Consider the following 23490-nt stretch of genomic DNA (forward strand, 5'->3'; position numbering starts at 1 on the left):
ATGGCGTTTACGGATACTTCGGCTGTACCGGAGCCGGAGACGTGGGCTCTGATGGGAGCGAGGAGATTAAGGATCTGGCTGGTTCGGTCGCGAAGGGTTGGGCCGCGGGTTGGCTGAAGAGGGCGCTTAGTCTGCCGGGACCGAGGGCTCGGCCCAGCTCGCGAAAGGCGAAGAGAGGGATGAAGGCACAAAGGATGATGATGGAGCTGGCTGTAATCTTCTCAAGGTCGAGTTTGTGCAGGACGGTGCCGGTGGGCAGGTGATGGTAGATGCGCTTGATGACCTCCTCAAGGAGGTGGAAGGCGAAGACCAGCAGGGTGAAGAGGATGCTCTTGAGGAGGACGAACTGGTAGAGGGGCCGCGCTTCTATGCGGCGGCCGAGATGCATCATCTCTCCGAGGAGAATGACTTTGCCGATGACGAGGGCGTTGATCAGGGCGAAGGTGAAGGTGAGTTCGGAATCGACGTCGTACTTGCTGAGAAGAAGCTGGGTGTAGGCGGAGATGGCGCAGAAGAGCACGGCCAGGTAGCCCGACAGGATGAGGTAGTCTTTCAGTTCGTGGGTGGCACGCTGCCTGAAGGTGGGTTTTGGCGTGGGTGGGTTGATGGCGGTCATGGGGACGCCTTTCCGGATTCCAGAGTATGGTTCGCTTGAGGGCCCCGCAGTGAAAGGGATTCTACTGCTTTGCTGGATCGCTGGTGCGATCAGTGGGCCCACCCCCGGTATGTTTTTGCGCAAAATCTTCCAAACAAAAGAGATAGGTCCGGACCTCGTGAAGAGGTCTGGTTTACGACTGCGAGGCCCGGCGGCTGGCAGGCCTGCGCTTGTCTCTTCTTTAAGGCTATCCGGGGGTGCCAAGAATTCGGTGTGGAAAAGGGTCTGGGAGGTGCGGTCCTGCCGCGGTTTGTGGAGTGCCGATGGATTCAGCCGGCCATGACGGCTGCACCCTTCATGCTTCGGCAGAGTGGAGCCCCCTCATGCGATGAAGCTGCATGAATGGGGCACCCGCAACCGGAGCGGGATTTGGTCATGTATGGGCCGCAGGCCATGGAACGCGGCGGAGGGTGGTTTCATCTCCCGGGATGGGTGAGGAGGATGGAGTAGAGTTTCTCTTCTCCCAAGACGCGACGCAGCTCCCGGAATGCGAACAGGGGGATAAGCGCGCAGAAGACGATGATGGAGCGCGCGACGAGCTGCTCCAACTCCAGCTCATCCATGACGCTTGCGAACGGCCTGCTGTAGATGATGCACCTGATGTACTCCTCCAGAAAGTGGAAGACAAAGACGAGAAGAAAGAAGAGGGAGGATTTCAGCAGGACAGACTGGTAGAGCGGTCTGGTTTCGGCGCGGCGGCCGAGGTGCATCATCTCCCCGGTGAGGATGGCCTTGCCCATCAGGAGGGCGTTGATGAGGGCGAAGGTGTAGGTGAGGGTGTTGGATTCGGAGTGCTTGGACAGCAGCAGCGAGGTGTAGGCCGAGATGGCACAGAAGAGGAAGGCCAGGTAGCCGGAGACGATCAGATACTCCTGCAGCTCCCGTTTGAGGCGGTGCTTGAGGCCAACGCCAGCGGGCGGGTCTTGAGGGAATGCGTTCTCGGTTGCCATGGGAAGCCATCCTGTCTCGACTGACAAATGACGCCGTCGCACATGCTCGATTCGCGGCCCAATGTGGCGATGATTCTACAGTACGGGAACGAAAGCTGGATCCTCATGTTCGGTCTGCGGGCTGGTTATTGATGGCGAAGCCATTTGGTCGCGAGGGGGCCGATGGAGGCGAATGAGACCGGCGCGCACGGCTGCAAGGAATCGATCTGGAATGCTTCGATCAGTCGTTCCGGCTGCGCCTTCACTCCGGGCTTCGGCAGAGTGGAGCCCACTCATCGCTTCTGCGATGAATGGGGCACCCGACCTGGGTCTGATCCATGGGCCATCCGCCCCGATTGAGTCAAGGTCACACGAAGGAGTCATTGCGGCGAGCCGCAGCGGCACATAGGCTGCATAAGCCTCCCCCCACTTTAGCTTTGAAGGGCTGTACTGGATGACTCGTACGTTTCCTGCCTGCACGTTGATATGTCTTCTTGTTTTCTCAGAATCTCTGGCCGCGCAACAGACCCCGATGCCGGCCAGTCCGGCACAGCCTGCGAAGGCTCAGACCGCGGCAGCCGCTTCACCGGAGACACCGGCTGCTGTTCCGCTGCCCAACACCTTGATGGATGGAACGGCGGTCAAGCTGCGCCTGGCAGAGACGGTTTCATCTGCGGACGCGACGACTGGCCAGCAGGTTCCGTTCGAGGTGACGGAAGAAGTTGTGGTGCAGGGCGTCACGGTTATTCCAAAGGGTGCGCCAGCATTGGCGACGGTGACCGAGGCGCAATCGAAGAAGCGTATGGGACGTGGCGGCAAGCTGAACGTAAATATCGACAGTGTGCGTCTTGCAGATGGCGAGAAGGCTCAGCTGCGCGCAGTGAAGGAGAACAAGGGCGGAGGTCACGTTGGTGCGATGACCGGTGCGATGGTGGCAACCGCGATTGTCTTCTTCCCGGCGGCTCCGCTGTTTCTGTTCATGAAGGGCAAGGACATCACGATTCCGAAGGGAACCGAGGTGACGGCCTTTGTGCAGGGAGATATGAAGCTGGATATGGCGAAGTTCGTTGCGACGCCGGGTGGGCCAGCGGCTGCTCCTGCGAATGCAATGGCGAGCGTTTCGGTGGATTCGAATGTGGCCGGCGCCGATATCGAAGTGGATGGGAACTTCGTGGGAAGCACGCCTTCGAAGGTGGAGGTGACTCCCGGCTCACATGCGATCACGGTGAAGAAGAAGGGCTATCAGAGCTGGACTCGAACGATGAATGTTTTGGGAACCGGTGCGAAGGTAAATGCTGATCTGGAAGAGCAAGGGGTTGGAACGAAGTAATAGGGATCGCGCTTCGGCGCGATTGCCCACTCATGCGGTGAAACAGCATGAGTGGGGCACCCGGCTTTTCTAACTTGTAAAGGAGTTTCATGTATCTGACAGCTACGGGAATGCAAGACGCCACAGGAATTTATCGGCATCTTTGGGGCTTTTATGTTCGTGGGTTCAAACCATGGCACCACTGCTTCGCATGCTTCTACGGCACGCAGGAAAGAGTCATTCGCAAGGATATGCGGGATGACCGGTACGATCTTCCTGAGCCGACTCATTACTTTTACCTATGCGGTGTAGCGTCCGGAGCCGTTAGGTTGAGAGGCGAGCGCAATCTGCATTTGGCAGTGCGGCCAAAGCGCGGAAGCCTTGCGACGGTCAAATCGTTTTATGGACCGATGTTCACAATCCACGATGCTGAAGAGATCACCATTCAGCCTCCAATTCAAAGTCTCCCAGAACTGAGTGAACTCTATACAGGGTGTAAGAACTTTCGTTTCGCCGCGCAGATGTATGAGGCGGCTAGCCTCGGACCGGACGCGCCGCGCGAGCTCATCAGAACGCCGAGGGTAAGCGACAGCCTGGAGATGTAAAGACGACGTCAGCCCGCCGAAATCGGAGAACTTGAAGCGGTGGTTGAGTGTGGGTCGCCGGTTCGAAAAGACGAGATCAGTCGTTCCGGCTGCGCCTTCACTCCGGCCTTCGGCAGAGCGGAACCCACTCATGTGGCTTCGCGCCATGAGTGGGGCCCCCAAGGTTGTGGTCCGCTTTAATGTATGGGCCACCCGCCGGAGCACGACCCGTTGTTCAGGGTGGGGAGAGTATTGGAATTCTCGCTGCCGCGAAATGCCTACCTTAGCCGTTTCGCGTAGAAGCCGTGCCACCCGCCCTCATGGATCGGCGATTGAGATTGAGTGATACGAGGTCAGAGGTGCGGCCCACTCGGGACGGGGCGAGGCTTTCTGTATCAGGAAAGCGGCGCAGGATGGCTTCGATAGCCTGATGGGTCTGAGTTTGGTCGATGTGTGGCAGGACGCAGGTTTGTGGGGATAAGAGAAGGCCTTCGTACTCGACGTAAAGACCGCTCGGATCAGGGCTTCCCTCACCTACGTTCTGTGGTTCGCGGAACTCGAGCTGATAGATCGAAGCTCGTGGGATTGATGAGGGCTTGTAGCCGTCCGGCGCGTGACCTTCGCTGATGAGATCAAGATTTGTGACTGTCAGGGTGACAGAGGTGCCGCAGAGTTCTCCGATCACACCATTGACGATGGCATAGATGAAGAATGAGCAAACGAGTACGGTAACGACCATCGACTCCTTCGTGTTGCGCAGAAAATAGACGATGAACCCAGTGCCGAAGACAAGACCGAGGATTGCCTTAACAATAGATCGCGACTTACCTACACGGAGGATCAGTCCTTCCGGGACTTCGCGGATATCCAACGTTGCTGGCACGAGTTAATTTTAGAGTATTGGATTTTCGCTGCGCGAAAATTTGCCACCTTAGCCGCTTCGCGTCGAAGATGGGGCACCCGGTGTGGGTGGGATGGTTGAAGGTAGTGGCCTGTTCCATAGAAGAAGGGCATGTCAATTTGAGCCGACATGCCCTTCTACATTGAGCACTGATTAAAAGGAGTGTTTACTGCAGCAGCAATCCATTCTCCGGTTCTGACTTACCGGATTCATCCGGTGGGATGACTACGGCGGCGGCTACCTTGTCGTCGGACTCCAGGTTGAGGAGTTTGACTCCCTGGGTGGAGCGGCCGGCGGCGCGGATGCTGCTGGTGTCGATGCGGATGATCTTTCCGAACTGGGAGATGGCCATCAGCTCGCTGGAGTCGTCGACGAGCTGGACGGAGGAGACCTTGCCGGTCTTGGAGGTCGTCTTCATGTTGATGACTCCCGAGCCGCTGCGGTTGGTGAGGCGGTACTCCTCGACGTTGGTGCGCTTGCCGAAGCCGTTCTCGGTTACCGAGAGGATGAGGCAGGGGCTGAGGCCGAGCTTGATGTCGAGGGCGTCGCGCTTGGCGTAGGCATCGTCGCGCTTGCGGCGGGCCGCCTTGACCTTGTCGTCTTCCTTCTCGGAGCCGTTGGCGGCTTCGCGGGCCTTCTGGAGGGCGTCGTTGACGGCGTCGATCTCGGCGCGGACCTTGGCGAGTTCCTTGTCGAGACCCTTCTCGGCAGCGAGCTCGTCGCGGCGTCTGGCGCGGTACTCGGCCGAGGGGGTGACGGCGGTTCCGATGACGAAGTCGCCCTTCTTGAGGGTTATTCCCTTGTTGCCGGCGGCGTTGCGGCCCATGGGGCGGAGACCGCCGGTCTTGTCGGGGTCGTAGGCCTCGGAGAAGCGGAGGGCCATGCCGTCGTGGGTGGCGAGGAAGACGACGTCGGAGCCCGAGGTGACGCGGGCGGCGATGAGCTCGTCGTCCTTGTCGATGTTGATGGCGATGATGCCGCGGGACATGACGTTCGAGAAGTCGGGCAACGGAGTCTTTTTGACGGTGCCGTTGCGGGTGGCGAAGAGGATGTACTTGCCGTCTTCGGTGAGGTCGCGAATTCCGAGGATGGTGACGACCTTTTCGCCGGGCTGGAGGGCGATAAGCGAGGCCATGGCCTTGCCCTTGCCGGCGGCTCCGACGTCGGGGATCTCGTAGATCTTGAGCCAGTAGACGCGGCCGGTGTTGGTGAAGCAGAGCAGGAAGGCGTGGGTGGAGTCGACGATGAGCTGGGCGACGAAGTCCTCTTCGCGGGTCTTCATGCCGAGACGGCCGGTTCCACCGCGGCGCTGCTGGCGATAGGTGGAGATGGGCGTGCGCTTGAGGTAGCCGGTGTTGGAGATGGTGACGGCGACCTGCTCGTCGGCGATGAGGTCTTCGAGCTGGATCTCGGTGGTCTCGTCGAGGATCTCGGTGCGGCGGGCGTCGCCGTACTTGTCGCGGATCTCTTCGAGCTCCTTGATGATGACGCGGCGAAGCTTCTTCTCGGAGGCGAGGATGGATTCGAACTCGGCGATGTTGTCGCGGACGCTCTTGAGCTCGTTGAGGAGCTCGTCGATGGAGAGCTGGGTGAGGCGGTAGAGCTGCAGCTCTAGGATGGCGTCGACCTGGCGGTAGCTGAGGATCAGGGTTCCGGTGGTCGAGAAGGTCATGTCGATCGCGTACTTGGCGGGATCGAGGGTGACTCCGGCGAGCTCGGTGCCGCGCAGGTTGATGCGCCTGTTGGAGAAGTAGGCGAAGAGGTTTTCGCGGGCATCGGCGCGGCTGGACGACTGGCGGATGATCTTGATGACGTTGTCGAGATGGTCGAGCGCGATCTGGTAGCCGAGCAGGAGGTGCTCGCGGTCGCGGGCCTTGCCGAGGAGGAAGGCGGTGCGGCGGCGGACGACTTCGATGCGGTGCTCGAGGAAGGCGCGGATGGCGTGGTCGAGCGGGAGGACCTTGGGCTGGCCGTTGTGGACGGCGAGGAAGATCATCGAGAAGCTCTCCTGCATCTGAGTGTGCTTGAAGAGCTGATTGAGGACGATCTGGGACTCGGCGCCGCGCTTGAGCTCGATGACGATGCGCATGCCGTCGCGGTCGGATTCGTCACGAACGTCGGAGACGTCGTCGATGGTCTTGTCGTTGGCGAGCTCGGCGATCCGCTTGATCAGGTTGGACTTATTGACCTGATAGGGGATCTCGGTGATGACGATGGCTTCGCGGCCGCCGGAGATCTTTTCGGTGCCCACCTTGGCGCGCATGATGAAGCGTCCGCGGCCGGTGTTGTAGGTCTGGGCGATTCCGGCGCGGCCGTAGAGATAGCCGCCGGTGGGGAAGTCGGGCCCTTTGACGTGCTCGAGAACGATCTGGATGTCGGAGCGGAGGTCAGTCTTCTCCTTATTGATCAGGGAGATGCAGGCGTTGATGACCTCGGTGAGGTTGTGCGGCGGGATGTTGGTCGCCATACCGACGGCGATACCTCCGCCACCGTTCACGATGAGGTTGGGAACGCGGGCCGGGAGGACGGTGGGTTCGAGGGTGGACTCGTCGTAGTTGGGGGTGAAGTCCACGGTGTCGGAGTCGATGTCGGCGAGCATTTCGCCGGCGATGCGGGTGAGGCGGGACTCGGTGTAACGCATGGCCGCGGGCGGATCGCCGTCGATCGAGCCGAAGTTGCCCTGGCCGTCTACCAAGGGGTAACGGAGGGAGAACTCCTGCGCGAGGCGCACCATGGTGTCGTAGATGGCGGAGTCGCCGTGGGGATGGTAGTTACCCATGACGTGGCCGACGACCTTGGCGGATTTGGTGTACTTCTTGTTGTACTGCAGGCCCATCTCCTGCATTCCGTAGAGGATACGGCGATGCACGGGCTTGAGGCCGTCGCGGACGTCGGGCAGGGCGCGTCCGATGATGACGGACATGGAGTAGTCGAGATACGACCGGCGCATCTCGTCTTCAATATTGATGGGGAGGAGCAGCGCCGCGCCGGGGCCCTTAATCGTGCTGTCGGAGCCGTTTGGGTTGTCTGAATTGGGACCGAGCGGGAGCTGGGGATTCTGATCGTCTGCCATAGTTTCTACCCTCTATTATAGAGGGTTTCGCGGGTATCTGCCTCCTCTATCGCGGCTCCGGGAGATATCGCGGACGAGTCCGGGATGGGCTGCGGGAAGGCTGGCCGATGACAGCTATAGATCTGAAAATAAAAGAGATTAATCCATTGAACCCTTTATTGAGATTGCGAGCAGGCTTTATCGCTATGGCTTCCCTGGCCGTGTGCCTGGGCTGCCACCCACCGCCTCAGCCGAAGCCTTCCCCTACACCTATTCCGAAGACCGCGACCTCCCAGGGCATGAACACGGGGCTGGATTACCAGCCTGTCAGCCGTCGATCCGGATGGATCTTTCCCCACCTTTTGACCATGTCCGGATATTGAATGCGTTTATGCAGATGCAAAACACATTCGCGGGGATAAAGCCATACTGCGACGTGTGCAATCCGATCACACAGACGATGAGACTGTTGACGATCGATACCGCAAGCCCCGTCCACATCTTTTTTCCAAGCAGGATTGTGGCGACGATGGTGAGAAGACAGGAAATATAGTCCAACTGGAACATCGCCACAGCGTGCCTCCGTTCTCATTGCTGCGTGCCCTTTGTAGAGCAGTTCGCGTGCCAATACGCGGCGCATCAAAGCGAGATGCCGTCAGCGCTGACAATGAAGAAGTTCGCTCAAGAACGAGAGGATGTGAAAGGCACAGGTACGCGACGACGGATGAAAGCCGTCAATATGACGGCCTTTCGTGTCGTAACTTTGACAGGCTCTCGGCCTGAACTCCCGTCCGGAAGGCTGGCGCCACAAAATCCTCTTCCGGGCTGGGCACCCGACCGGTCTTCCTGCTCCGGATCGCTTGCTGCCACCCGAGAAAAGAGGTCAGGGCCAGGGAGCCAGCAAGCGCGGGCGGGAGGAGGAGGTTCTCGAACGGCAGGAGCTGCCAGAAGCCGGGTTTCCCGGAGAGCCCTTCGCCCATCGCTGCGATGAGCTGGGCGAGAAAACCCCAGCCGACCAGAGCGAGTGCGATTCTTCGGGCCAATCTGTCGAAATACTGCTGGGGCAGCGAGGAGATCAGAAAGATGCATCCGGGGACCAGGAGAATCTGGTTATAAATCATTGGGAGATCGGTAGGCATCAGCGTAAGGGTGGCTGCAAGCGCGAAGCCCACTGCGCCTCCGAACTCTGGCGATTCTGGGCCGCATCTTCGTGCACGCCAGAGGTAAAGAAGCGTAATTGCAGCGAAGCAGAGGTTGAGGAGGATACCGAACCAGTGGCCAAAGAGTAACTGGAAGGTGGGCTGCTGATGGGTATACACGAGCAGATCTGCTCCGGCTCGCATCCACTGGGCAAGCCAGCCGGGCACAAGGTATGTTCCGATAGCCAGAAGAACGCCGGTAGTTGCCGCAAAGGCCAGAAGGAACCGATGTCGCCGGAGCAGTACCGCTCTCAGCAGGAGCCATAAGGTGAGAATTGAGATCAGCTGCGGCTTGATGGTTGCGAACGCGAGAAGTACAGCGGCATTGGTGTCGTGCCCCTCCCTGAGAAGAAGGCAGGCAACTGCGATCAGAGCGGCAACGAGGATGGTGGGCTGCTGCAGCCGAAGGGCCCAGATGACAGGCCAGCTTCCCAGCACGCCGACCACTGCAATGAGAACGGAACGACGACGCCACTGCGCGCCGGAGATGCGAATCCATGCGGGAACCGCAGCGGCCGTGAGGAAAAAGGCCAGAACCAGGAAGATCCGTCGTGCGGTCTCCCACTGGAACGGTGCAAGAAAGGCAAGCACCACGGCGGTATGGGGCGGGTAGACATACGCCATCTGGTTTACGTGGTCGGACGGGGTGAGTACGCGGCCATAATAGGCCCTCTGAATCTGCCGTGTGACGTCTTCCGAGTACGGGTTTTCTCCCCGGAGGGTCGCCTGAATGCCTATCTTCACGGGCTGGAGGTCTGATCTGTGGGAGGGAAAGTCGCGGTTGATGGTGTGGAGGTGGTAGAGCCCGGCGAAGGCGCAGATGAGCAGGAGGATCGTGCCGGTCCAGCTACGCTGACGGGGGTTGGAGGGTGTGAGAGTTGCGCTCTTCGGCATACGAGAGCCATGGTGCCGTGGTGAGGGGGCCGGAGGCAATCCCGATATTGGGGGATGGTCTGGCAACCGGAGGCGAAGCTGGCGGCTTCGTATGGGGAGAGGCGGCGCGCTATGGGTGTCGGAGCGAAGTTGCTGCTGATCTCGGTATGCGTGGCGATGGCGGCGGGGTGCAATCCACCCAAGCAGCCCAAAGCTCCGCGCACGCCGATCCCGAAGAGTGCCTCAGGGCTCAAACCCCTGCTCTGGTGGATGTGGGGTGGCACCCATTCCGCTTCGCTCAGGGCAGGATCTGAAGCTGTACCCTTCAACGAGACAAGTCCGACGTGCACTTTAAAATGATGTCGCCACAGACGCGATGAGGCTGCGCCGACGATGGGAGACCCGAGCACATGGGGTATAGCTTGGGTTCATGCTCAGTATCCGCTCTGTCGCCGGCCTTGCCTATTGGTCGTTATCTTGGTCGTGCTTGTCTTGCTCCTCTGTGGCTCCGGAGATCGTTCCATTAACCCCCCCGGTAGCGGCAAAGAAGACAGGGAGGCCAGCGATGTCGGCCAACACGGGGACCACCGTCTCCGTCAACGTAAGCGTACCGGACGTGTTCTTGAAACGACCGGTTCCTCCGGTGATTTGAAGATTGCGAATGCAGAGGGCGTGCCCCGCCGCCAAGTCGATGCAGTCGCTTCCTCCCGGCGTGACCTGGACATACAACAGACTGTTGTCCCCGAAGCGAAATACTCCAGCCCCGGCATCCACCTTGATATAGAGCTTGTTTGCGCCCGAGCAAGTGTCGGGTGGCATGGAAGAAGGAGAGTTTGCCCCAGCACTTATGAGACGCAACGTGAATGAGCCCGGCGCACCTTTACCGGCGAGATTGTATTCGGCATTCGTTGTATCTGGATGCAGGAGATTGGTAATGGTGCTGTTAGCGGCGGTTCCCGAAAATCTCATGTTTACGCGCTGGGCCTCCGCGGGGAGGGCAAGCAGCATCGTCAGAATGGCAGCCGCCACCATCAGGCAGGTGTTCGTGATGGTTTTCGATTTCATCGTTTCCTCCTTTTCAGATTGCGGGTTATCTGCAATCGCGGTGACTTTGCTCGGCTTCCTGACAAGGAGTGGCGAGGAATGCATGGACCTCTCCCTGGGGTGTGAAGGCCCACCCTGTGATCGCGCTGCCGTTATTGATGCCGAACGCAAGAAACATGTAGAGATTGGAAGGGTTGCCGTCGGGCGCTACAAGGCTGTTGAGATCCATCATGGTGTTATTCCGCCACAAGAAAGCTCGACAGACTCCGCTGAAAAGATCATTGATCGGGTCAGTCGATGCGCAGGAAGTCCCAACAGCTTCGCTTCGATTGTTCAGCGATCCCATTGCTGCAGGCAAACTGGACTGATCTCCAGGCAACGTTCCCAGGTCTCTTGGCATGTCCATGTGCCTGCTCCACAGGTAGGCGTGGGTCGTAGTGTCACCAGGGAGGCTTGAGGCCCCAAGCACCTCGTCGAGGTCGTTGATGCTGGTGGCCGTATTGATCTTCGTACCTCCAAGCCCGGGGATGGGCACCGCAGCGCCGTTAGGTTCCCAGAGCACAGCCTGCGGACCGATTGCGATTGGAAAAAGCGGTGTGTCTGCGCAGACTCCCGAGGCGCCTACCACGCGGCCCGATTCGTTCACCGATAAGGCAAAGCCGACAGTGTCCCCGGGAAGTGGACTGAGCAGACGGAGTTGGCCGTTCCGGTTCCACAGCACCGCTTCGAAATCGAACTGAAGGCCGGGAGTGGCTGACTGACAGGTGGCGTCGATAACACCGTTCTCAACATATCCAGCCATCTGACCTCGATTGTTGACTTGGGTAATTTGACTGTTGTTCCCGCCGTAGTTCGAAAGCGGCACCAATCCTGGAAGCTCGGTGAGGTGTCCGCGCTCCCAGAACCCGGCAACACAAACAGATGCCGTACCAAAGCCACAGAAGTTCTCGTGATATGGATCTTCGATATCCGAGTCGGAGATAAGCGCGACCATATCGCTCGCGTTTGGACCGGAGGCACTGCTATTCGAACCGCCATGAAGGGTTCCGAGAGGCTGCAAACCCGCCCGCGGAGACCAGAGGAAAGCCTGCATTGTGCCGTCGGGAAGGGTGGATCCTCCACCGACGTGCTCTCTCTCGTTCAAACCGAAGGAATTGCTGAAACCACCCCCGAACGTGCCCAGGTCAGTGACGACATACCTCGTACTTTTTGACTTCCCTGCTGGTTGCTGTTTCTGCTGCGCCCACGTTGTGATTGTCCACACTGCAAGGACGAGAGCCACTTTGTACCAAGTGCGCATAGTCGAACCTCCGGGGAGTGATGTTTTGAACGCACGGAACCGGGGCCTCTGCTGCCGAACGCAAGCTTTGCGTGGCTCTGATGTGAGCGAAAACTAGCCGACACATCCCGCGACCGTATAGTAAAAACGCGACATTCCCGGAGAATATGAAAGTCTTATCTCGACCTGCTCTTTCCGTCCGCTCGGAATGAGGAGTAATCTGCTTGTTCTGAACCCGGGATAGATTCGATCCTCCTGTCGGCCATGCGACTTTGCCTCGGCAATAGTTGGGGGTTCCGAATGCACGAGACCTATTCAGCCTTTCCGCGCCCGGAACTCAAGCCATACGTTCGGGCCTATGCGCAGCGAAGGATCGACAAAGCGGACAGTGCTGGATTGATAGAGCCAGTGCCGGCATGTCTGGAACAGATATTGAACTTCGAATTTGGTGTTCGCCCGATTGCAGAATTGGGAGATGCTAGCCGATTCACGATTCATCGACTCAGCGTTGTGGGAGCCAGTGCTTATCGTCCGTTCACGTTGCATCTCGCTGCAGGGGTGGAGTCTTTCGCGATCTTTCTCCAGCCATTAGCACTTTGGCAACTCTTTCGATTGCCTTTGAGTTCTCTCGCCAATCATGACTATGACGGCTATACAGTGCTGGGCGAAGAAGGTCATCAGCTATGGCAAAGGATCGCCGAGGTCCCAGCTTTCGAAGAGCGGGTCAAGCTCGCGGAATCCTATCTGCTCCGGAAGGCGCTGAATGCCCAACCGAATACCTCAATCAAGAATGCGGCTGTGTATATGTTTCGAGCCAAGGGTGCTCGGCCGTTGGAGGACGTTGCGGGCCACCTGTCTCTGGGGCTGCGGCAGTTCGAACGTAATTTCCTGCGGGAAATCGGATTGAGTCCCAAATTCTATTCGAGGGTAGCGCGCTTCCAAGCTACGCTTGACGCAAGAATCTATCGTCAGGATACCCGCTGGGCAGATCTCGCGAACGAGTTCGGATACCACGATCAGATGCACATGATCAAAGACTTCGAGAAACTGAGCGGTTTGTCTCCAGAACGTCTTCTGTCACAGATTGGCGACATGCGTCCGCCAGCGCACTGATGAGCATGGTCGATGACCATCATCACTCGAGCCGATTTCGGTAAGACAACCGCCTGCCGGAAGCTCGTTCCGGCAGGCGGTTGTCTTCGTGATTGCGCTGCAACTCGAGGTCTCCTGTCGTATCCACGGCGATGCGCTTATTGCTCCCCTACTGGACGCGGGAATTGATTCCGGGGAACGCTCTTCCCGGAACTTGAGAGCACGATCCAGCGACATATCAGTACCAGCGCCTTGCCGGAATCCATGTTTCGTGACCGATGCGCCTACTGCGGGGTGTCGATGGGGTGAGTCGTCTTCTCGTAGAACTCCTGCTGGAGGCGGGGGGTGGTGTCGTCGGCCTTGATGGCTGCGAGGACCTTGCTGACCGAGTCGACCCACCAGTTCATCTGGTATTCGCCAAGCTCCTGGCTGGCGGCGGCGCCGTCCCCGGCGTAGTGGTCGGGGAAGCGTGCGTACCACCAGATGCCGGTGTAGACGCCATCGGGCAGGTTCTGGTGGTGCTGATCTGCTCCTGACTCGGCGTTTGCACGTTCCGGGTGGACGAGGTCCGGACGAACGATCATCAGCTTCGAGGTCTCGCTCTCACCAGCATGCTGGTCGTTGGTGGTCTTCTTCTTCGGGCCGCCTGTCGTGGGTGTGCGCTGGTCGAAGAGATAGACGACGTAGTCGTGCGGCTGGTCGAGCTGGGTCTGGACGAAGTACGGCAGTAGATGGGCGTTGCCGCCGTGCCCGTTGATGATGAGGATCTTCTTGCAGCCATTGCGGCCCATCTCGTCGGTGGTGGCCTGGAGCATGGCGAGTTGCAGCTCCCGGCTGTAGGAGACGGTTCCGGGCTCATGGCGCGCCTCGGCGATCTGGCCGAAGTAGTACTGCGGGAAGACGATCACGTACTGCTTTTGAGCGGCATGGATAGCGGTGTAGCGCGCGTTGAGAAGGTCGGAACCGATGGGCAGATGCGGTCCGTGCTTCTCAAGAATTCCAATGGGAAGCAGGCAGGTTCCCTGCGAGGCCTTGATTGCTTTGACGAAGTCCGGCCCGGTCAGCTCTTCCCAGAGGACCGGAAGCTTCGTCTGCGAGGCGCTGGTGGAAGTTTCGGTCTGAGCTTCAGCAGGCGCTCCCGAGGTCAGGAAGGCGAACAAGAAGAGGAGAGTCGCTACGCAGCAGTCTCTGAAGTACTTGCGGTCTGTCCGATCGGTCACCGGGTCACTATCCTCACTGCGCGAATTCTAGACCATTTCAGATCGATCCAATCAAACCTGCCCGCGATTGACCTGCAGGCTTAGCCGTGTTGAGCGACTTGCCTTCTCCAGCCACGGGGACGGCATCTTAAATGTGCAGCCGCGTGGCTGTTCCCCACGCAATTTTGAATAGAGGTGTTTTGATGGCCGTTCCCCTTAGCACATACCTCAACGATCACCTGGGCGGTGCCCGCATCGCCGTTGAACTTCTGGAAGCGATGCGCGACGGACACGACGATCCGAAGTTTCGGGAGTTCGCAACTTCTCTTCTGCCTGAGGTCCAGCAGGACGATCGTACTCTTCGCACCATTGCAGAAAGGATCGGCCCGGGCCCGAGTGCGATCAAAGAGGCAGGCGGCTGGCTCGTGGAAAAGGCCGCGCGATTGAAGCTGGGGCCTTCAGGTTCAACCGATTTCGCGATGTTCGAAACGCTTGAGCTGCTGACACTTGGCATCCATGGCAAGTCCTGTCTCTGGGAGGCTCTTCAGGTGGTCTCGAGAGTAGATTCCCGCCTCCAGGAGTTCGACTTTGAAGAACTCATCCGGCGAGCCCAACAGCAATACGAGGAGGTAGACAGAAGACGACTTGAGCTTGCCAGGACTGTACTTTCCTCTGGCACCGAAGCTGCCTGATCGGCAACTGATGGTGTGAGGATGTCTGGTCTGACAGGACTACACTGGAGCGACACTCTGCAGGAGAGAGCCATGAATGAGCACGTACAAGAACAAGGTTCTCCAGAATCTCTGCCCAGACGCCATAGCTCGTCTGCACCTTAAACCGGTAGTTCTGGAGCTCGGACATGAGATCGAGTACCCTGGGAGCTCCATCGGACATATCTTCTTTATTGAAGCGGGGATGGGGTCGATGACCTGCACCTTCTCGGACGGTTCTCAGATAGAAGTGGGAATGTTCGGCTACCAGTCCGTGGTCGGCATCTCCGCTCTGATGGGAACCAAGAAGAGTCTCAACCGCATTTACATGCAGATGCCGGGAAGCGGGTACATGGTCCCGGTAGACACGGCGAAGGCCGAGTTCGCGCGGGGCGATGACTTCCAAAGGCTGGCTCTGCGTTATGTCCAGGCCCAGCTTACACAGGCGACACAGTCCGCCGCCTGCAATGCAAAGCACAACGTCGAGCAAAGGCTTGCACGGTGGCTTCTACTCTGCGCCGATCGTGCCGAGAACAATGTCTTCAGCATCTCGCAGCAATCTCTTGCCGATATGCTTGGCGTCGCCCGTCCCAGCGTATCGGTCATTGCCGCCGAGTTTAAGAAGGAGGGACTGATTGAGTACAAACGGAATGATATCTACATCCCGAACACGGAGGCTCTCCAGAAGAGAGCTTGCGAATGCTACCTGGTCATAAAACACCATCTTGAGAACTATGCCGAATTCGATACTGGATTTGTGGTGTGACGGGTCTTCCAGTGCGGTATCAGATACCCGACCTGAACCTGTGCGGCACGCGATGAAAGGATTTAGAATCTGGAGACCGAGCAGGCATTCTGAAGAAGATCGGTCGTACCGACGACATTCTTTCTCTTAGTGCGGCTGCACACGTTGCAGGAACATGGAAGCTGAGACGACCTATTTACCGGGTTCGCTGTGGGAGGACACCGGTCTTGAAGTGACGGACATAGTCTCCAGCCAGGCGTACGCTGGCCGGCAGAACCACGATCGCGACCCCGGCCTGCAGCTCGAAGGAATGCGGCGGATCGCGCATGCATTTGTCGAACAGCCGGAGACCATTCATCAGGAGCTGGTAAACGTTGCCGTGGAGCTATGCGGGGCGGACAGCTCCGGCATCAGCATCGAGAGACCTGAGTATGGAGAAGATCGCTTCTACCATTGGGTCGCGACCGCGGGTGAGTACTCCGGCTTTATGGATGCGGTGCTGCCGCGGTTTCCGAGTGCATGCGGTATCTGCCTGGAGCGTGGGCGCCCTCAACTCTTTCGCGTGGGTAAGAAGTTTTTCGACATCATGGGGATTGAAGCTCCCATGGTGACCGATGGCATTCTTCTACCCTGGCAGGTGGAGGGGACGCGGGGAACGATCTTCATCATGGCTCATGGCAGGCGCGAGGCCTTCGACCTGGAGGACTGCAGAACCATGGAGCTGCTGGCGAACTTTGCTGCAATGGGAGTCCGTCAGCAACGGCAACAGAAGATGCTAATGGCGCAGACAAAGATCTCGGCAGCCGCAGCAATGGCGAACGACCTGGCGCACAAAATCAATAACCCACTGCAAAGCCTGACCAATCTGATCTATCTTGCGGAGCACGATCCTGACAGCCGTGCAGTGACCTTGCTTGCGCAGCAGGCCTCTGTAGACCTGGCAAATCTTTCATCGCTGGTACAGCGACTGCTCGCGCTTCCCTGCACTCAGAAGGAAGAACTGCCAGAGGCACAGACCGAAGACAGAACTGCTTCCCCGGTCCATAGTCCAACGAACGTTTAGTTACTTGTTAAGGTCGTGCATGGTCTGCGCGACGGCGTTTCCTACTTCGCCAGCCGCGTCTTTTACCTGCCCGGCAACGTTCTGCACCGTGCCCTCGGCCTGGAGGTCAGAGTCTCCGGTGAACCGGCCTACACCCTCTTTGACCTTCCCAACGACCGAGCCGATCTTGCCCTCGGCCCGTTGCCGTGTTCCCCAGCCGAATGTCTTGCCTGCGGCACGATCGACGGAGTCATAGCCGGTATCGAACTGCGGCTCCCAATCATTCAGAACCAGTACGGCTATGCCGGCGCCGATAGCCGCTCCTGCTAACAACCATGGAAGAACTCTCATGTAATCCACCTCTGAGAAGTAGGATGCAGTTTTGCGCATCGGGTCCCGAGGGAAAGCAGATTCGCCGGGTTCTCTCTACTGGGGCGGCGCTTCCGGATTCGCGATGTCCTGCTTCAGCATGCGCGCGAGATCGTCGGCAAGACCGGAGCCGCGAGGATCGGTGTAGGTTCCAAGCTGGCGCTTGAGCTCGACGGGAGCTTTGCGGGACTGATCGGTGCAGGGCGTCGCGGTTAGATAAGAGGCGGTGTAGCCGATGGTGCGCTTGCCGAGGGTCTGCTCCTGGATGACGACATGGAGGGCATGGTCTGCGGCTGACGGAGAGTCAACTACCTGAACCCCCGGAATGGCAGCGACGGACTGGTGGATCTCCTGAGCTCGCTGCCCGGAGGAATCGTCCCCGGATACGGTGAGCAGCACGCGAGTGGTGCCGGTCTGCGCGGGAGCTTCGGGACCGCAGGTGAGTACGTATTTACGGGGATCGCCGGTGATGTTCTGTTTGGCTGCATTGACGAGGGCATCGAGCTGGACCTTCGACAAGCGATAGAGACCCACCAGGCGAAAGCTTGCCTGATCGACTCCCAGGTACTGCTGGACGTCGGGCGACCATGCTGCGATGCCTGCCTTCGCGGCCGATTGGGAGGCTTTGTGGCTTGTCTTTTGGGCGAACGATGGCTGGCCCGCGAAGATCGCGCTGGTGATTAAAGGAAAAAGAAGGACTCTCTTCATCAACTTTGGCTCCGAAGCTTTGAATTGATTGGCGGTACCGGCAGAAAGGAATCAGAAGATAGCCCCGGAGGGGACCTCTGGCAGGCTTGCATGGATCGTTTAACTCTGAGGAACGGGAAGAGGAGAGATGCTCCATCGCTCGGCAGAACCAGCCTGTGGCTCGTCGTTCCCGTTAACCACGGTCCATCGTGTCGGCCCGCTTTGTCAAGCCGACAGCAGACAGGCAAAGATCTGCGTGGGAGTAAAATTTCGAGGCAAAGGGGTGCCGAACTAAGGGCTGAGTCGAAGATAGAGAGAACAACGCATTCCCTGCATCCCAGAGAATATGGCTTCTTCACAAACATCTGCGCATCCGATTTTGTCTCTTCGCGAACAGGTTACGGCGCTGGAGGCAGCGATCACGTTATGCCTGGCCGATCCGAAGACGAAGCCGGTCCACCGGCTGCGGACCACGACTCGGCGCATTGAGGGCCAGCTTGCAATGCTGGAGACGCTGCCGAGGATACCCGAGCATAAGAAACCGGCACGTGAGGCCACGCGCTTGCTGAAGAAGCTGCGGCGGGCGGCGGGCAGGGTGCGAGATATCGATGTTCAGCTGGACCTCATCGACGAAATTGCCCCGAATACCGCCCCGAAGAAGCTGAAGGCCGACGCCGACAAGCTGCGGAAGCGCCTCGTACGGGATCGCAAAGAGTTCACGGCAAAGCTCATGAAGGAGCTTGACCGGCGGCGATCTGAGGTCACACTGGCGCTGGAAGCGCTGCTTGCAGCATTGGAATCGGTGGAGAAGCTTGCTTTGTCGGCGACCGAGTTGGCGCAGCTCGCAGAACGATGGTTTGCGGCGAACCGGCCGCCGGAGACCGCAAAGGCGGAAGACGACGCCGATCATCTCCACGCCGTTCGCAAGGTGGCGAAGCTGGCCCGCTATATCGCAGAAAATGCGCCGAAAGGCGCCAAGCGCCCACAGCAGATGGCAGAGAGCTTCGAGAAGCTGCAGCAGTCGGGCGGCGAGTGGCACGACTGGCTGGTGCTGGCGGAGATCTCTGGTAAGAGGGTGGGTGCTTCGTCACCACTGACAGCGGCATTCGATCGTCGCAGCCGTGTTTCGCTGACAGCCTATCGACGATATCTGAGCGAGTTTCCTGTTTAGAGAGCCTGCACTAAGGCTCGGTGGTCTGGCTGCTGGCGGAGGCACTTCGGGCGACCACAGTTTTATTGGATCTCCTGGAGCGCGCGCGGCGGCGTATTGAGACGATCCTGCGCTTTGCCTTGCGCAGAGCAGAGCGGGCCCAAGCATAGTCGCGGGCAAGGATGAGAAGCCCGGCGAGAAGCAAGGGAATTCCCGGAATGACCGGCAGGACACAGCCTGCGAGGCCGACGGTGAGCAGGCACCATCCGCCTGCCTTGCGTGCCCAGCTGCTTCGATCTGGACCGGCGCCATTCATTCCCATTAGACGCAAATGGGTTTAGGGAATGACTTTAAAAATCGACCGTGCTGCGGTCGAACGGGAGAGGCACTCTAGTTGACTGGGGCGTCCGGGGGCATGATGGCTCCGGCGCGAATCCAGCGCTCAATGGTGGCGATGTCCTTGTCGGACAGCCTGCCGCCCTTCGGAGGCATGGGCTTGGCAGGAGGCTCGCGGCGAATGCCGAGCACGAGGCGGCTTCTTGCGGGATCGCCGGGGAGGACAACGATGCCGTCCTTGCCTCCCTTCATGAGCCCTGCCTGGGTGGACATGGTGAGACCGCCGCGACGGTTCATCCCCGCGTGACAGCGAAAACAGTTCGCCTGGAAGATGGGCCGGACGCGGGTCGTGTAGAACTCCGGCTTTGCGGCCTCGTCATCGGCCGCGGCGCGGACAGGAGCCGCCCTGATTGCCCAGCATAGAATCGCGATCGCCGCGACACCCAGAACCCACGGCGTTCTGCGCATCCACCCTCCGTTAACTGAAGAGTATACGGAATCCGGGTGGTCACTTTACATTGCAGGCAACCCTCGGTAGGGTAGGAGTTGCTCTGGCGTTCCGCGCCTCCGACATTCCAGGATGCGTATAAACGCCCCAATCACGGCTCTCCTTGCTTTGGCGTTCCTGTTCCATGCGTCCGCGGCCTTTGCTGCGCCGGCGCGGAAGACACGCCATGCTTCTGCCCATAAGACCACCACTTCCTCGATTGCGAGCTCCAAGAGCCACGCAAGCCGAACCAGCAGGAAGACCTCTGCGGCCAGCCATACAGCGGCGACCCGAGTGGAACACGTTCGCAGTGCAAGCTCGAAGAGGCATACTCAACGGAGCTCGCGCACTGTGGCAGCCGATACGACAGCGAAACGTCGCAGAGCCACGAGTGCGGACTTTGTGAAGGCCGCCGAAGGCTCGCCGAAGACGTCAGCAAAAGCGAGAGGCTCTAAGACAGTGGCAGAGGCCGAGACGGCGAAGGCCCAGCCGGTTGTGAGCGTGACTCGAAGCCAGACTCCACGTAAATCTGAGGCGGAGAGCGTATCGGAAGAGGCTGCGGCTCCTATCATTCTTCCGACGATCTACAACAAGCATGGACGGTTGATCGTTCCTCCGCCGCTCAAGGGATCGCACGAGATCCTGGTGCGGCAGAACGTTGTGGCGGACCAGGATGGTCTGGATCGGATCCAAGATGACAATGATCTTGTCCGCATGCGTGAACAGCACCTGCTAGTGGCTCTGCCAGTGAGCCGGGCGCTCACGGTAGACGACCGGCTTCCGGTGAACCGACGCTACTCGCGACCATGGACTGCGCAGTTCCTTGAGACGCTGGCGCGAGCACATTATGCGCGGTTCCACACCTCGATCCAGGTGAACTCCGCTGTACGAACGGTGGAGTTCCAGCAACGGCTGATCCGGACGAATGGAAATGCTGCTCCTGCGGAGGGTGAGACAGCCTCGCCGCACCTGACCGGACAGGCGGTAGATATTGCAAAGCACGGGCTGTCGCGAACCGAGATTGCATGGATGCGCGGCTACTTTCTTCCGCTGATCCAGCAGGGACGGATCGACGTGGAGGAGGAGTTCCAGCAGTCCTGCTTCCACATCAGCGTGTACCGCAAGTATGTTCCTTCGGGCAGAGCGCCGCGGCATGAGATCGCCGGTGGTCGCCACAGAACGGCTGCTCTGGCTGCAGCGATCCAGTAGCAGTCTCGCCGGACGAGAGTCTGGAAGATAGGCGAAGACCGCTGAGACAGTTGTCGCTATGGTGTAGACAGAGTCGTCATGTTGAATGTCGGGGAATGCCCTGTATTTGCCCAGAGGCTTGTAGACGCTACAGGCAAATACAGGGATCCTTCATACAAGGAGCCTTCGCTTTGCTCAGGATGACGAATCCGGAGATTCCGCTGTCTGGCCGCTGAAAGAGCCGTTCGTCTGACGTTTCATTAGCCGATAGTGGAGCGTTTGACTAACCCGATGGTCGGGCGCTGAATCAGCGGACCGCCTGGCGCTGGCCGGTCTTCCAGCTGGTGAAGGCAGCGTCGAGAGCCAGCATGTTGTTGACGCCATCTTCGCCGGTAGCGGCGAAGGGAGCGCCTCCGCGCATAGCCTGTGCAAAGGCGTCCAGCATGCGAGTGTACGCATCGTCATTGCTGAGGGTCTCTGACTCGATCACCTCACCGGCGCGCCGCAGGATCATCTCGATAGGTCTGTCCACGGTGAGGCCGTTCTCGGCGAAGAGAACGCCATCGCTTCCGGTGATCTCGATGAGAGTGCGGTAGGGAGCGCGGGCGCTGACGGTGACATTGGCGAGCAGGCTGCCGGTCATCTGCATCTGCAGCATGGCCGTGGCCTCCACATGATCTTCAGGGTGAGACTTCGTCGCCAACGTGCTGACGGTTTCGATTTCCTGACCGAGAACGTAACGGAGGGCGTCGATGCAGTGAACCCCCACGTCACCAATCGGACCGCCACAGGCGAGAGCGGGATCCTTGATCCACTTGCGCGGAGCGCGGTCGGCGGGATAATCAAACTCCGCATGAGCGAACTGCGGCTCGCCAATCTTGCCAGACTGAACCCGGTCGCGAAGCCAGTCCAGAGTGCGGTTGTAGCGGAAGTTCTGGGCGACACCATAAAGTACGCCGGCAGTCCTGGCAGCGTCGGCCATCTCTCGAGCCTGCGCGGCGTTCATGGAGACGGGCTTTTCGCAGAGAACGGCCTTGCCATGGCGAATCGCCAGCATGGTGTCGGTGTAGTGCATCGCGTCGGGCGAGGTAATGAAGACCGCATCGACTTCAGGAGAGGTGCAGAGCTCTTCCGCCGAGGCGAAACAATGTGCGATGTTGTGCTCCGCGCAGTTCTGCTTAGCGGAGTTCTGGTCGCGACGCCACATGCCGACGAGCCGGGTGTCTTCCGACTTTGCGAAAGCAGGAAGAAGGCGGCGCACAGCGTGGAGTCCGAAGCCGAGAATTGCAAACCGTACCGGTGGGGTCATGCGCCTTGTCTCCTGGGTGGCACGAGGCCGTAGTTCATGGTTAACAGTCCGCGTTTTTGCTCGAATGGCCCCCTTCAGGACCTATGAAACGAGCTAAGAAAGAACACCGATCCAGCGGTCGATGATCTCCGCCTGACCTCACATCCTTCGACTACGTCTGGCAAAGACCGCCAGATTTCGCTCAGGATGCCCAACTTCCGGCCGAAGTCTTCTGTATCCAGCCTAGATCTCTTCAGTGTGTCTCGTTCTTGAAGATCTGCTCGGCGTAGAAGTTTTCCACCTTCGACTGGTCGCGCAACATCTCGAAATAGGCGCTCTTGAGGAGCTGAGAACGTCCATCGTGAAGCTGCTGGCGGATGGCCTGCTGGACGCGGGGATCACTCAGTTCGCGCTGACCAGCGGGTTCGCGCGAGATCAGCTTGTAGATGGCGTACCCGACGGGTCGGCGGGTCTGTACATCGAGGACGGGAAGAATCTCCGTGATCTGTCCGGGCTTGAGCTTGGTGATTGCGCTGTAGACCGAGGGATCAGCCTTCATCTGGGATTCGGAGACGAAACCGATGTCGCCACCGCTGGAAGAGGTATCCGCACGCTCGGAGAAGTTCATGGCCAGGGCGGCGAAGTCTTCTCCGCTGTCGAGGCGATTCTTAAGAGCCTGGATCTTCTTCTTGGCCTCGGCATCGTTCATGGCCTTGCTGTTCTGGAGATTACCGGGCTGGTCCGATGGGAATCCCGTCACCTGGATCTGCGCGAGATGGTATTGGGTCTCCAGCAGGTTGAACTCAGACTTGTGCGCGTTGTAGTAGTTGGTTACGTCCGCGTCGGTAACTGAGATCTTTGAGTCGATCTCTTTAGAGAGAAGCTTATTGATCGTAAGGGTGCGACGGATGTCGTGCTTGACGTCGTCGAGGGTGTGATTGCTGGCCTTGAGCTTTTCGTTGAACTGCTCTTCCGTATAGGGAGCCTTCATCTCGGCCAGCTTGGCGTCCACCTCTTCATTGGTGGCCGTGAGATTCATCTTGGCAGCACGCTGCTCGACGATCTCTTCGTCGATGAGTTGACGGAGGACGTTGAGGCGAAGCGAATCGGCCTGCTCGCGGGTAGGCTTCTGCTGTTGCTGCTGGGCGTCGCCGAGCTGGGCCTCGTAGGCCTTGTCCATCTCGGTCTTCATGATGGCCTTGCCGTTCACCGTGGCCATGACGTCGGCGTTGTGGGTATGGTTACAACCCGCAAGCGCGGTCATAACGACAAGCGCGGCGGGGCAGGACGCGCGCGTCCAACGGCGCAGCGAATTTGTCTTCCCGGTTGCAGTCAACACGTTCCTCACTCGTAAACTCTCCTCGAAATGCTC

At 59.0% G+C, this 23490-nt stretch carries 24 protein-coding genes; 9 read left to right on the forward strand and 15 right to left on the reverse strand.

What is annotated here, in order from left to right; genetic code table 11:
• Nucleotides 1-7: 7 nt before the first annotated feature.
• Both JAO29_RS10435 and JAO29_RS10440 read right to left on the reverse strand, forming a co-directional pair.
• Nucleotides 8-616: a hypothetical protein gene (locus JAO29_RS10435; RefSeq protein WP_334268149.1), complete on the reverse strand. Its 609-nt coding sequence runs from the start codon at nt 614-616 to the stop codon at nt 8-10.
• Nucleotides 617-1071: 455 nt separating this feature from the next.
• Complete coding sequence (locus JAO29_RS10440) at nt 1072-1605, reverse strand: hypothetical protein (protein WP_334268150.1); 534 nt, start codon at nt 1603-1605, stop codon at nt 1072-1074.
• Between the two features lie 433 nt (nt 1606-2038).
• Between JAO29_RS10440 and JAO29_RS10445 the strand changes: the two genes are divergently transcribed.
• Entirely contained in the window at nt 2039-2914 is an 876-nt protein-coding gene (locus tag JAO29_RS10445; protein ID WP_334268151.1) for a PEGA domain-containing protein, read from the forward strand.
• Nucleotides 2915-3003: 89 nt separating this feature from the next.
• Complete coding sequence (locus tag JAO29_RS10450; protein WP_334268152.1) at nt 3004-3498, forward strand: hypothetical protein; 495 nt, start codon at nt 3004-3006, stop codon at nt 3496-3498.
• A gap of 262 nt (nt 3499-3760) precedes the next feature.
• Here JAO29_RS10450 and JAO29_RS10455 read toward each other — a convergent pair whose 3' ends face one another.
• From JAO29_RS10455 to JAO29_RS10470, 4 genes are all read right to left on the reverse strand, one after another.
• Nucleotides 3761-4360, reverse strand: a complete 600-nt coding sequence (locus JAO29_RS10455; protein WP_334268153.1) for a hypothetical protein — start codon at nt 4358-4360, stop codon at nt 3761-3763.
• A gap of 184 nt (nt 4361-4544) precedes the next feature.
• Nucleotides 4545-7451: a DNA gyrase subunit A gene (gene gyrA, locus JAO29_RS10460; RefSeq protein ID WP_334268154.1), complete on the reverse strand. Its 2907-nt coding sequence runs from the start codon at nt 7449-7451 to the stop codon at nt 4545-4547.
• A gap of 306 nt (nt 7452-7757) precedes the next feature.
• Complete coding sequence (locus tag JAO29_RS10465; protein WP_334268155.1) at nt 7758-7988, reverse strand: hypothetical protein; 231 nt, start codon at nt 7986-7988, stop codon at nt 7758-7760.
• Nucleotides 7989-8164: 176 nt separating this feature from the next.
• Entirely contained in the window at nt 8165-9523 is a 1359-nt protein-coding gene (locus JAO29_RS10470; protein WP_334268156.1) for a glycosyltransferase family 87 protein, read from the reverse strand.
• Here JAO29_RS10470 and JAO29_RS10475 point away from each other — a divergent pair.
• Nucleotides 9508-9816, forward strand: coding sequence for a hypothetical protein (locus JAO29_RS10475; RefSeq protein WP_334268157.1), 309 nt, complete (start codon nt 9508-9510; stop codon nt 9814-9816). The genes JAO29_RS10470 and JAO29_RS10475 overlap by 16 nt on opposite strands.
• Nucleotides 9817-9964: 148 nt before the next feature.
• On the opposite strand, the gene JAO29_RS10480 is transcribed toward JAO29_RS10475, so the two are convergent.
• The gene (locus JAO29_RS10480; protein WP_334268158.1) at nt 9965-10567 is read right to left on the reverse strand and encodes a hypothetical protein; all 603 of its coding nucleotides are present in this window, start codon (nt 10565-10567) and stop codon (nt 9965-9967) included.
• 25 nt (nt 10568-10592) lie between these two features.
• Complete coding sequence (locus tag JAO29_RS10485; RefSeq protein WP_334268159.1) at nt 10593-11846, reverse strand: hypothetical protein; 1254 nt, start codon at nt 11844-11846, stop codon at nt 10593-10595.
• Between the two features lie 279 nt (nt 11847-12125).
• Between JAO29_RS10485 and JAO29_RS10490 the strand changes: the two genes are divergently transcribed.
• Nucleotides 12126-12938: an AraC family transcriptional regulator gene (locus JAO29_RS10490; protein WP_334268160.1), complete on the forward strand. Its 813-nt coding sequence runs from the start codon at nt 12126-12128 to the stop codon at nt 12936-12938.
• A gap of 263 nt (nt 12939-13201) precedes the next feature.
• Here JAO29_RS10490 and JAO29_RS10495 read toward each other — a convergent pair whose 3' ends face one another.
• Entirely contained in the window at nt 13202-14137 is a 936-nt protein-coding gene (locus JAO29_RS10495; RefSeq protein WP_334268161.1) for a creatininase family protein, read from the reverse strand.
• Nucleotides 14138-14319: 182 nt separating this feature from the next.
• On the opposite strand from JAO29_RS10495, the gene JAO29_RS10500 reads away from it, so the two are divergent.
• The 3 genes from JAO29_RS10500 (at nt 14320) to JAO29_RS10510 (ending at nt 16634) form a co-directional block, all read left to right on the forward strand.
• Entirely contained in the window at nt 14320-14808 is a 489-nt protein-coding gene (locus JAO29_RS10500) for a hypothetical protein (RefSeq protein ID WP_334268162.1), read from the forward strand.
• A 76-nt stretch (nt 14809-14884) separates the two neighbouring features.
• Nucleotides 14885-15592, forward strand: a complete 708-nt coding sequence (locus JAO29_RS10505; RefSeq protein ID WP_334268163.1) for a Crp/Fnr family transcriptional regulator — start codon at nt 14885-14887, stop codon at nt 15590-15592.
• 154 nt (nt 15593-15746) lie between these two features.
• Nucleotides 15747-16634, forward strand: coding sequence for a GAF domain-containing protein (locus JAO29_RS10510; RefSeq protein WP_334268164.1), 888 nt, complete (start codon nt 15747-15749; stop codon nt 16632-16634).
• On the opposite strand, the gene JAO29_RS10515 is transcribed toward JAO29_RS10510, so the two are convergent.
• The gene (locus tag JAO29_RS10515) at nt 16635-16964 is read right to left on the reverse strand and encodes a CsbD family protein (protein ID WP_334268165.1); all 330 of its coding nucleotides are present in this window, start codon (nt 16962-16964) and stop codon (nt 16635-16637) included. It abuts the gene before it with no gap.
• A gap of 75 nt (nt 16965-17039) precedes the next feature.
• A complete protein-coding gene (locus JAO29_RS10520) occupies nt 17040-17690 on the reverse strand; it encodes a hypothetical protein (protein ID WP_334268166.1) in 651 nt (216 codons plus the stop codon).
• A gap of 325 nt (nt 17691-18015) precedes the next feature.
• Here JAO29_RS10520 and JAO29_RS10525 point away from each other — a divergent pair, with 325 nt between their 5' ends.
• On the forward strand, nt 18016-18840 hold the full coding sequence (locus JAO29_RS10525; RefSeq protein ID WP_334268167.1) for a CHAD domain-containing protein: 825 nt from the start codon (nt 18016-18018) through the stop codon (nt 18838-18840).
• A 10-nt stretch (nt 18841-18850) separates the two neighbouring features.
• Here the strand turns inward: JAO29_RS10525 and JAO29_RS10530 are convergent, their stop codons facing one another.
• Complete coding sequence (locus tag JAO29_RS10530) at nt 18851-19135, reverse strand: PGPGW domain-containing protein (protein ID WP_334268168.1); 285 nt, start codon at nt 19133-19135, stop codon at nt 18851-18853.
• Between the two features lie 74 nt (nt 19136-19209).
• Nucleotides 19210-19623 (reverse strand): c-type cytochrome domain-containing protein, encoded by a 414-nt coding sequence (locus JAO29_RS10535; protein WP_334268169.1) that lies wholly within the window; start codon nt 19621-19623, stop codon nt 19210-19212.
• 370 nt (nt 19624-19993) lie between these two features.
• Between JAO29_RS10535 and JAO29_RS10540 the strand changes: the two genes are divergently transcribed.
• Nucleotides 19994-20851: a DUF5715 family protein gene (locus tag JAO29_RS10540; protein ID WP_334268170.1), complete on the forward strand. Its 858-nt coding sequence runs from the start codon at nt 19994-19996 to the stop codon at nt 20849-20851.
• 286 nt (nt 20852-21137) lie between these two features.
• Here the strand turns inward: JAO29_RS10540 and JAO29_RS10545 are convergent, their stop codons facing one another.
• Together JAO29_RS10545 and JAO29_RS10550 are read right to left on the reverse strand one after the other, a co-directional pair.
• Nucleotides 21138-22139, reverse strand: coding sequence for a Gfo/Idh/MocA family protein (locus tag JAO29_RS10545; protein WP_334268171.1), 1002 nt, complete (start codon nt 22137-22139; stop codon nt 21138-21140).
• A 232-nt stretch (nt 22140-22371) separates the two neighbouring features.
• Nucleotides 22372-23466, reverse strand: a complete 1095-nt coding sequence (locus tag JAO29_RS10550; RefSeq protein ID WP_334268172.1) for a SurA N-terminal domain-containing protein — start codon at nt 23464-23466, stop codon at nt 22372-22374.
• Between the last annotated feature and the right edge of the window lie 24 nt (nt 23467-23490).

Origin of the sequence: Edaphobacter sp. HDX4, assembly GCF_036877565.1 — a bacterium.
Taxonomy (GTDB): domain Bacteria; phylum Acidobacteriota; class Terriglobia; order Terriglobales; family Acidobacteriaceae; genus Edaphobacter.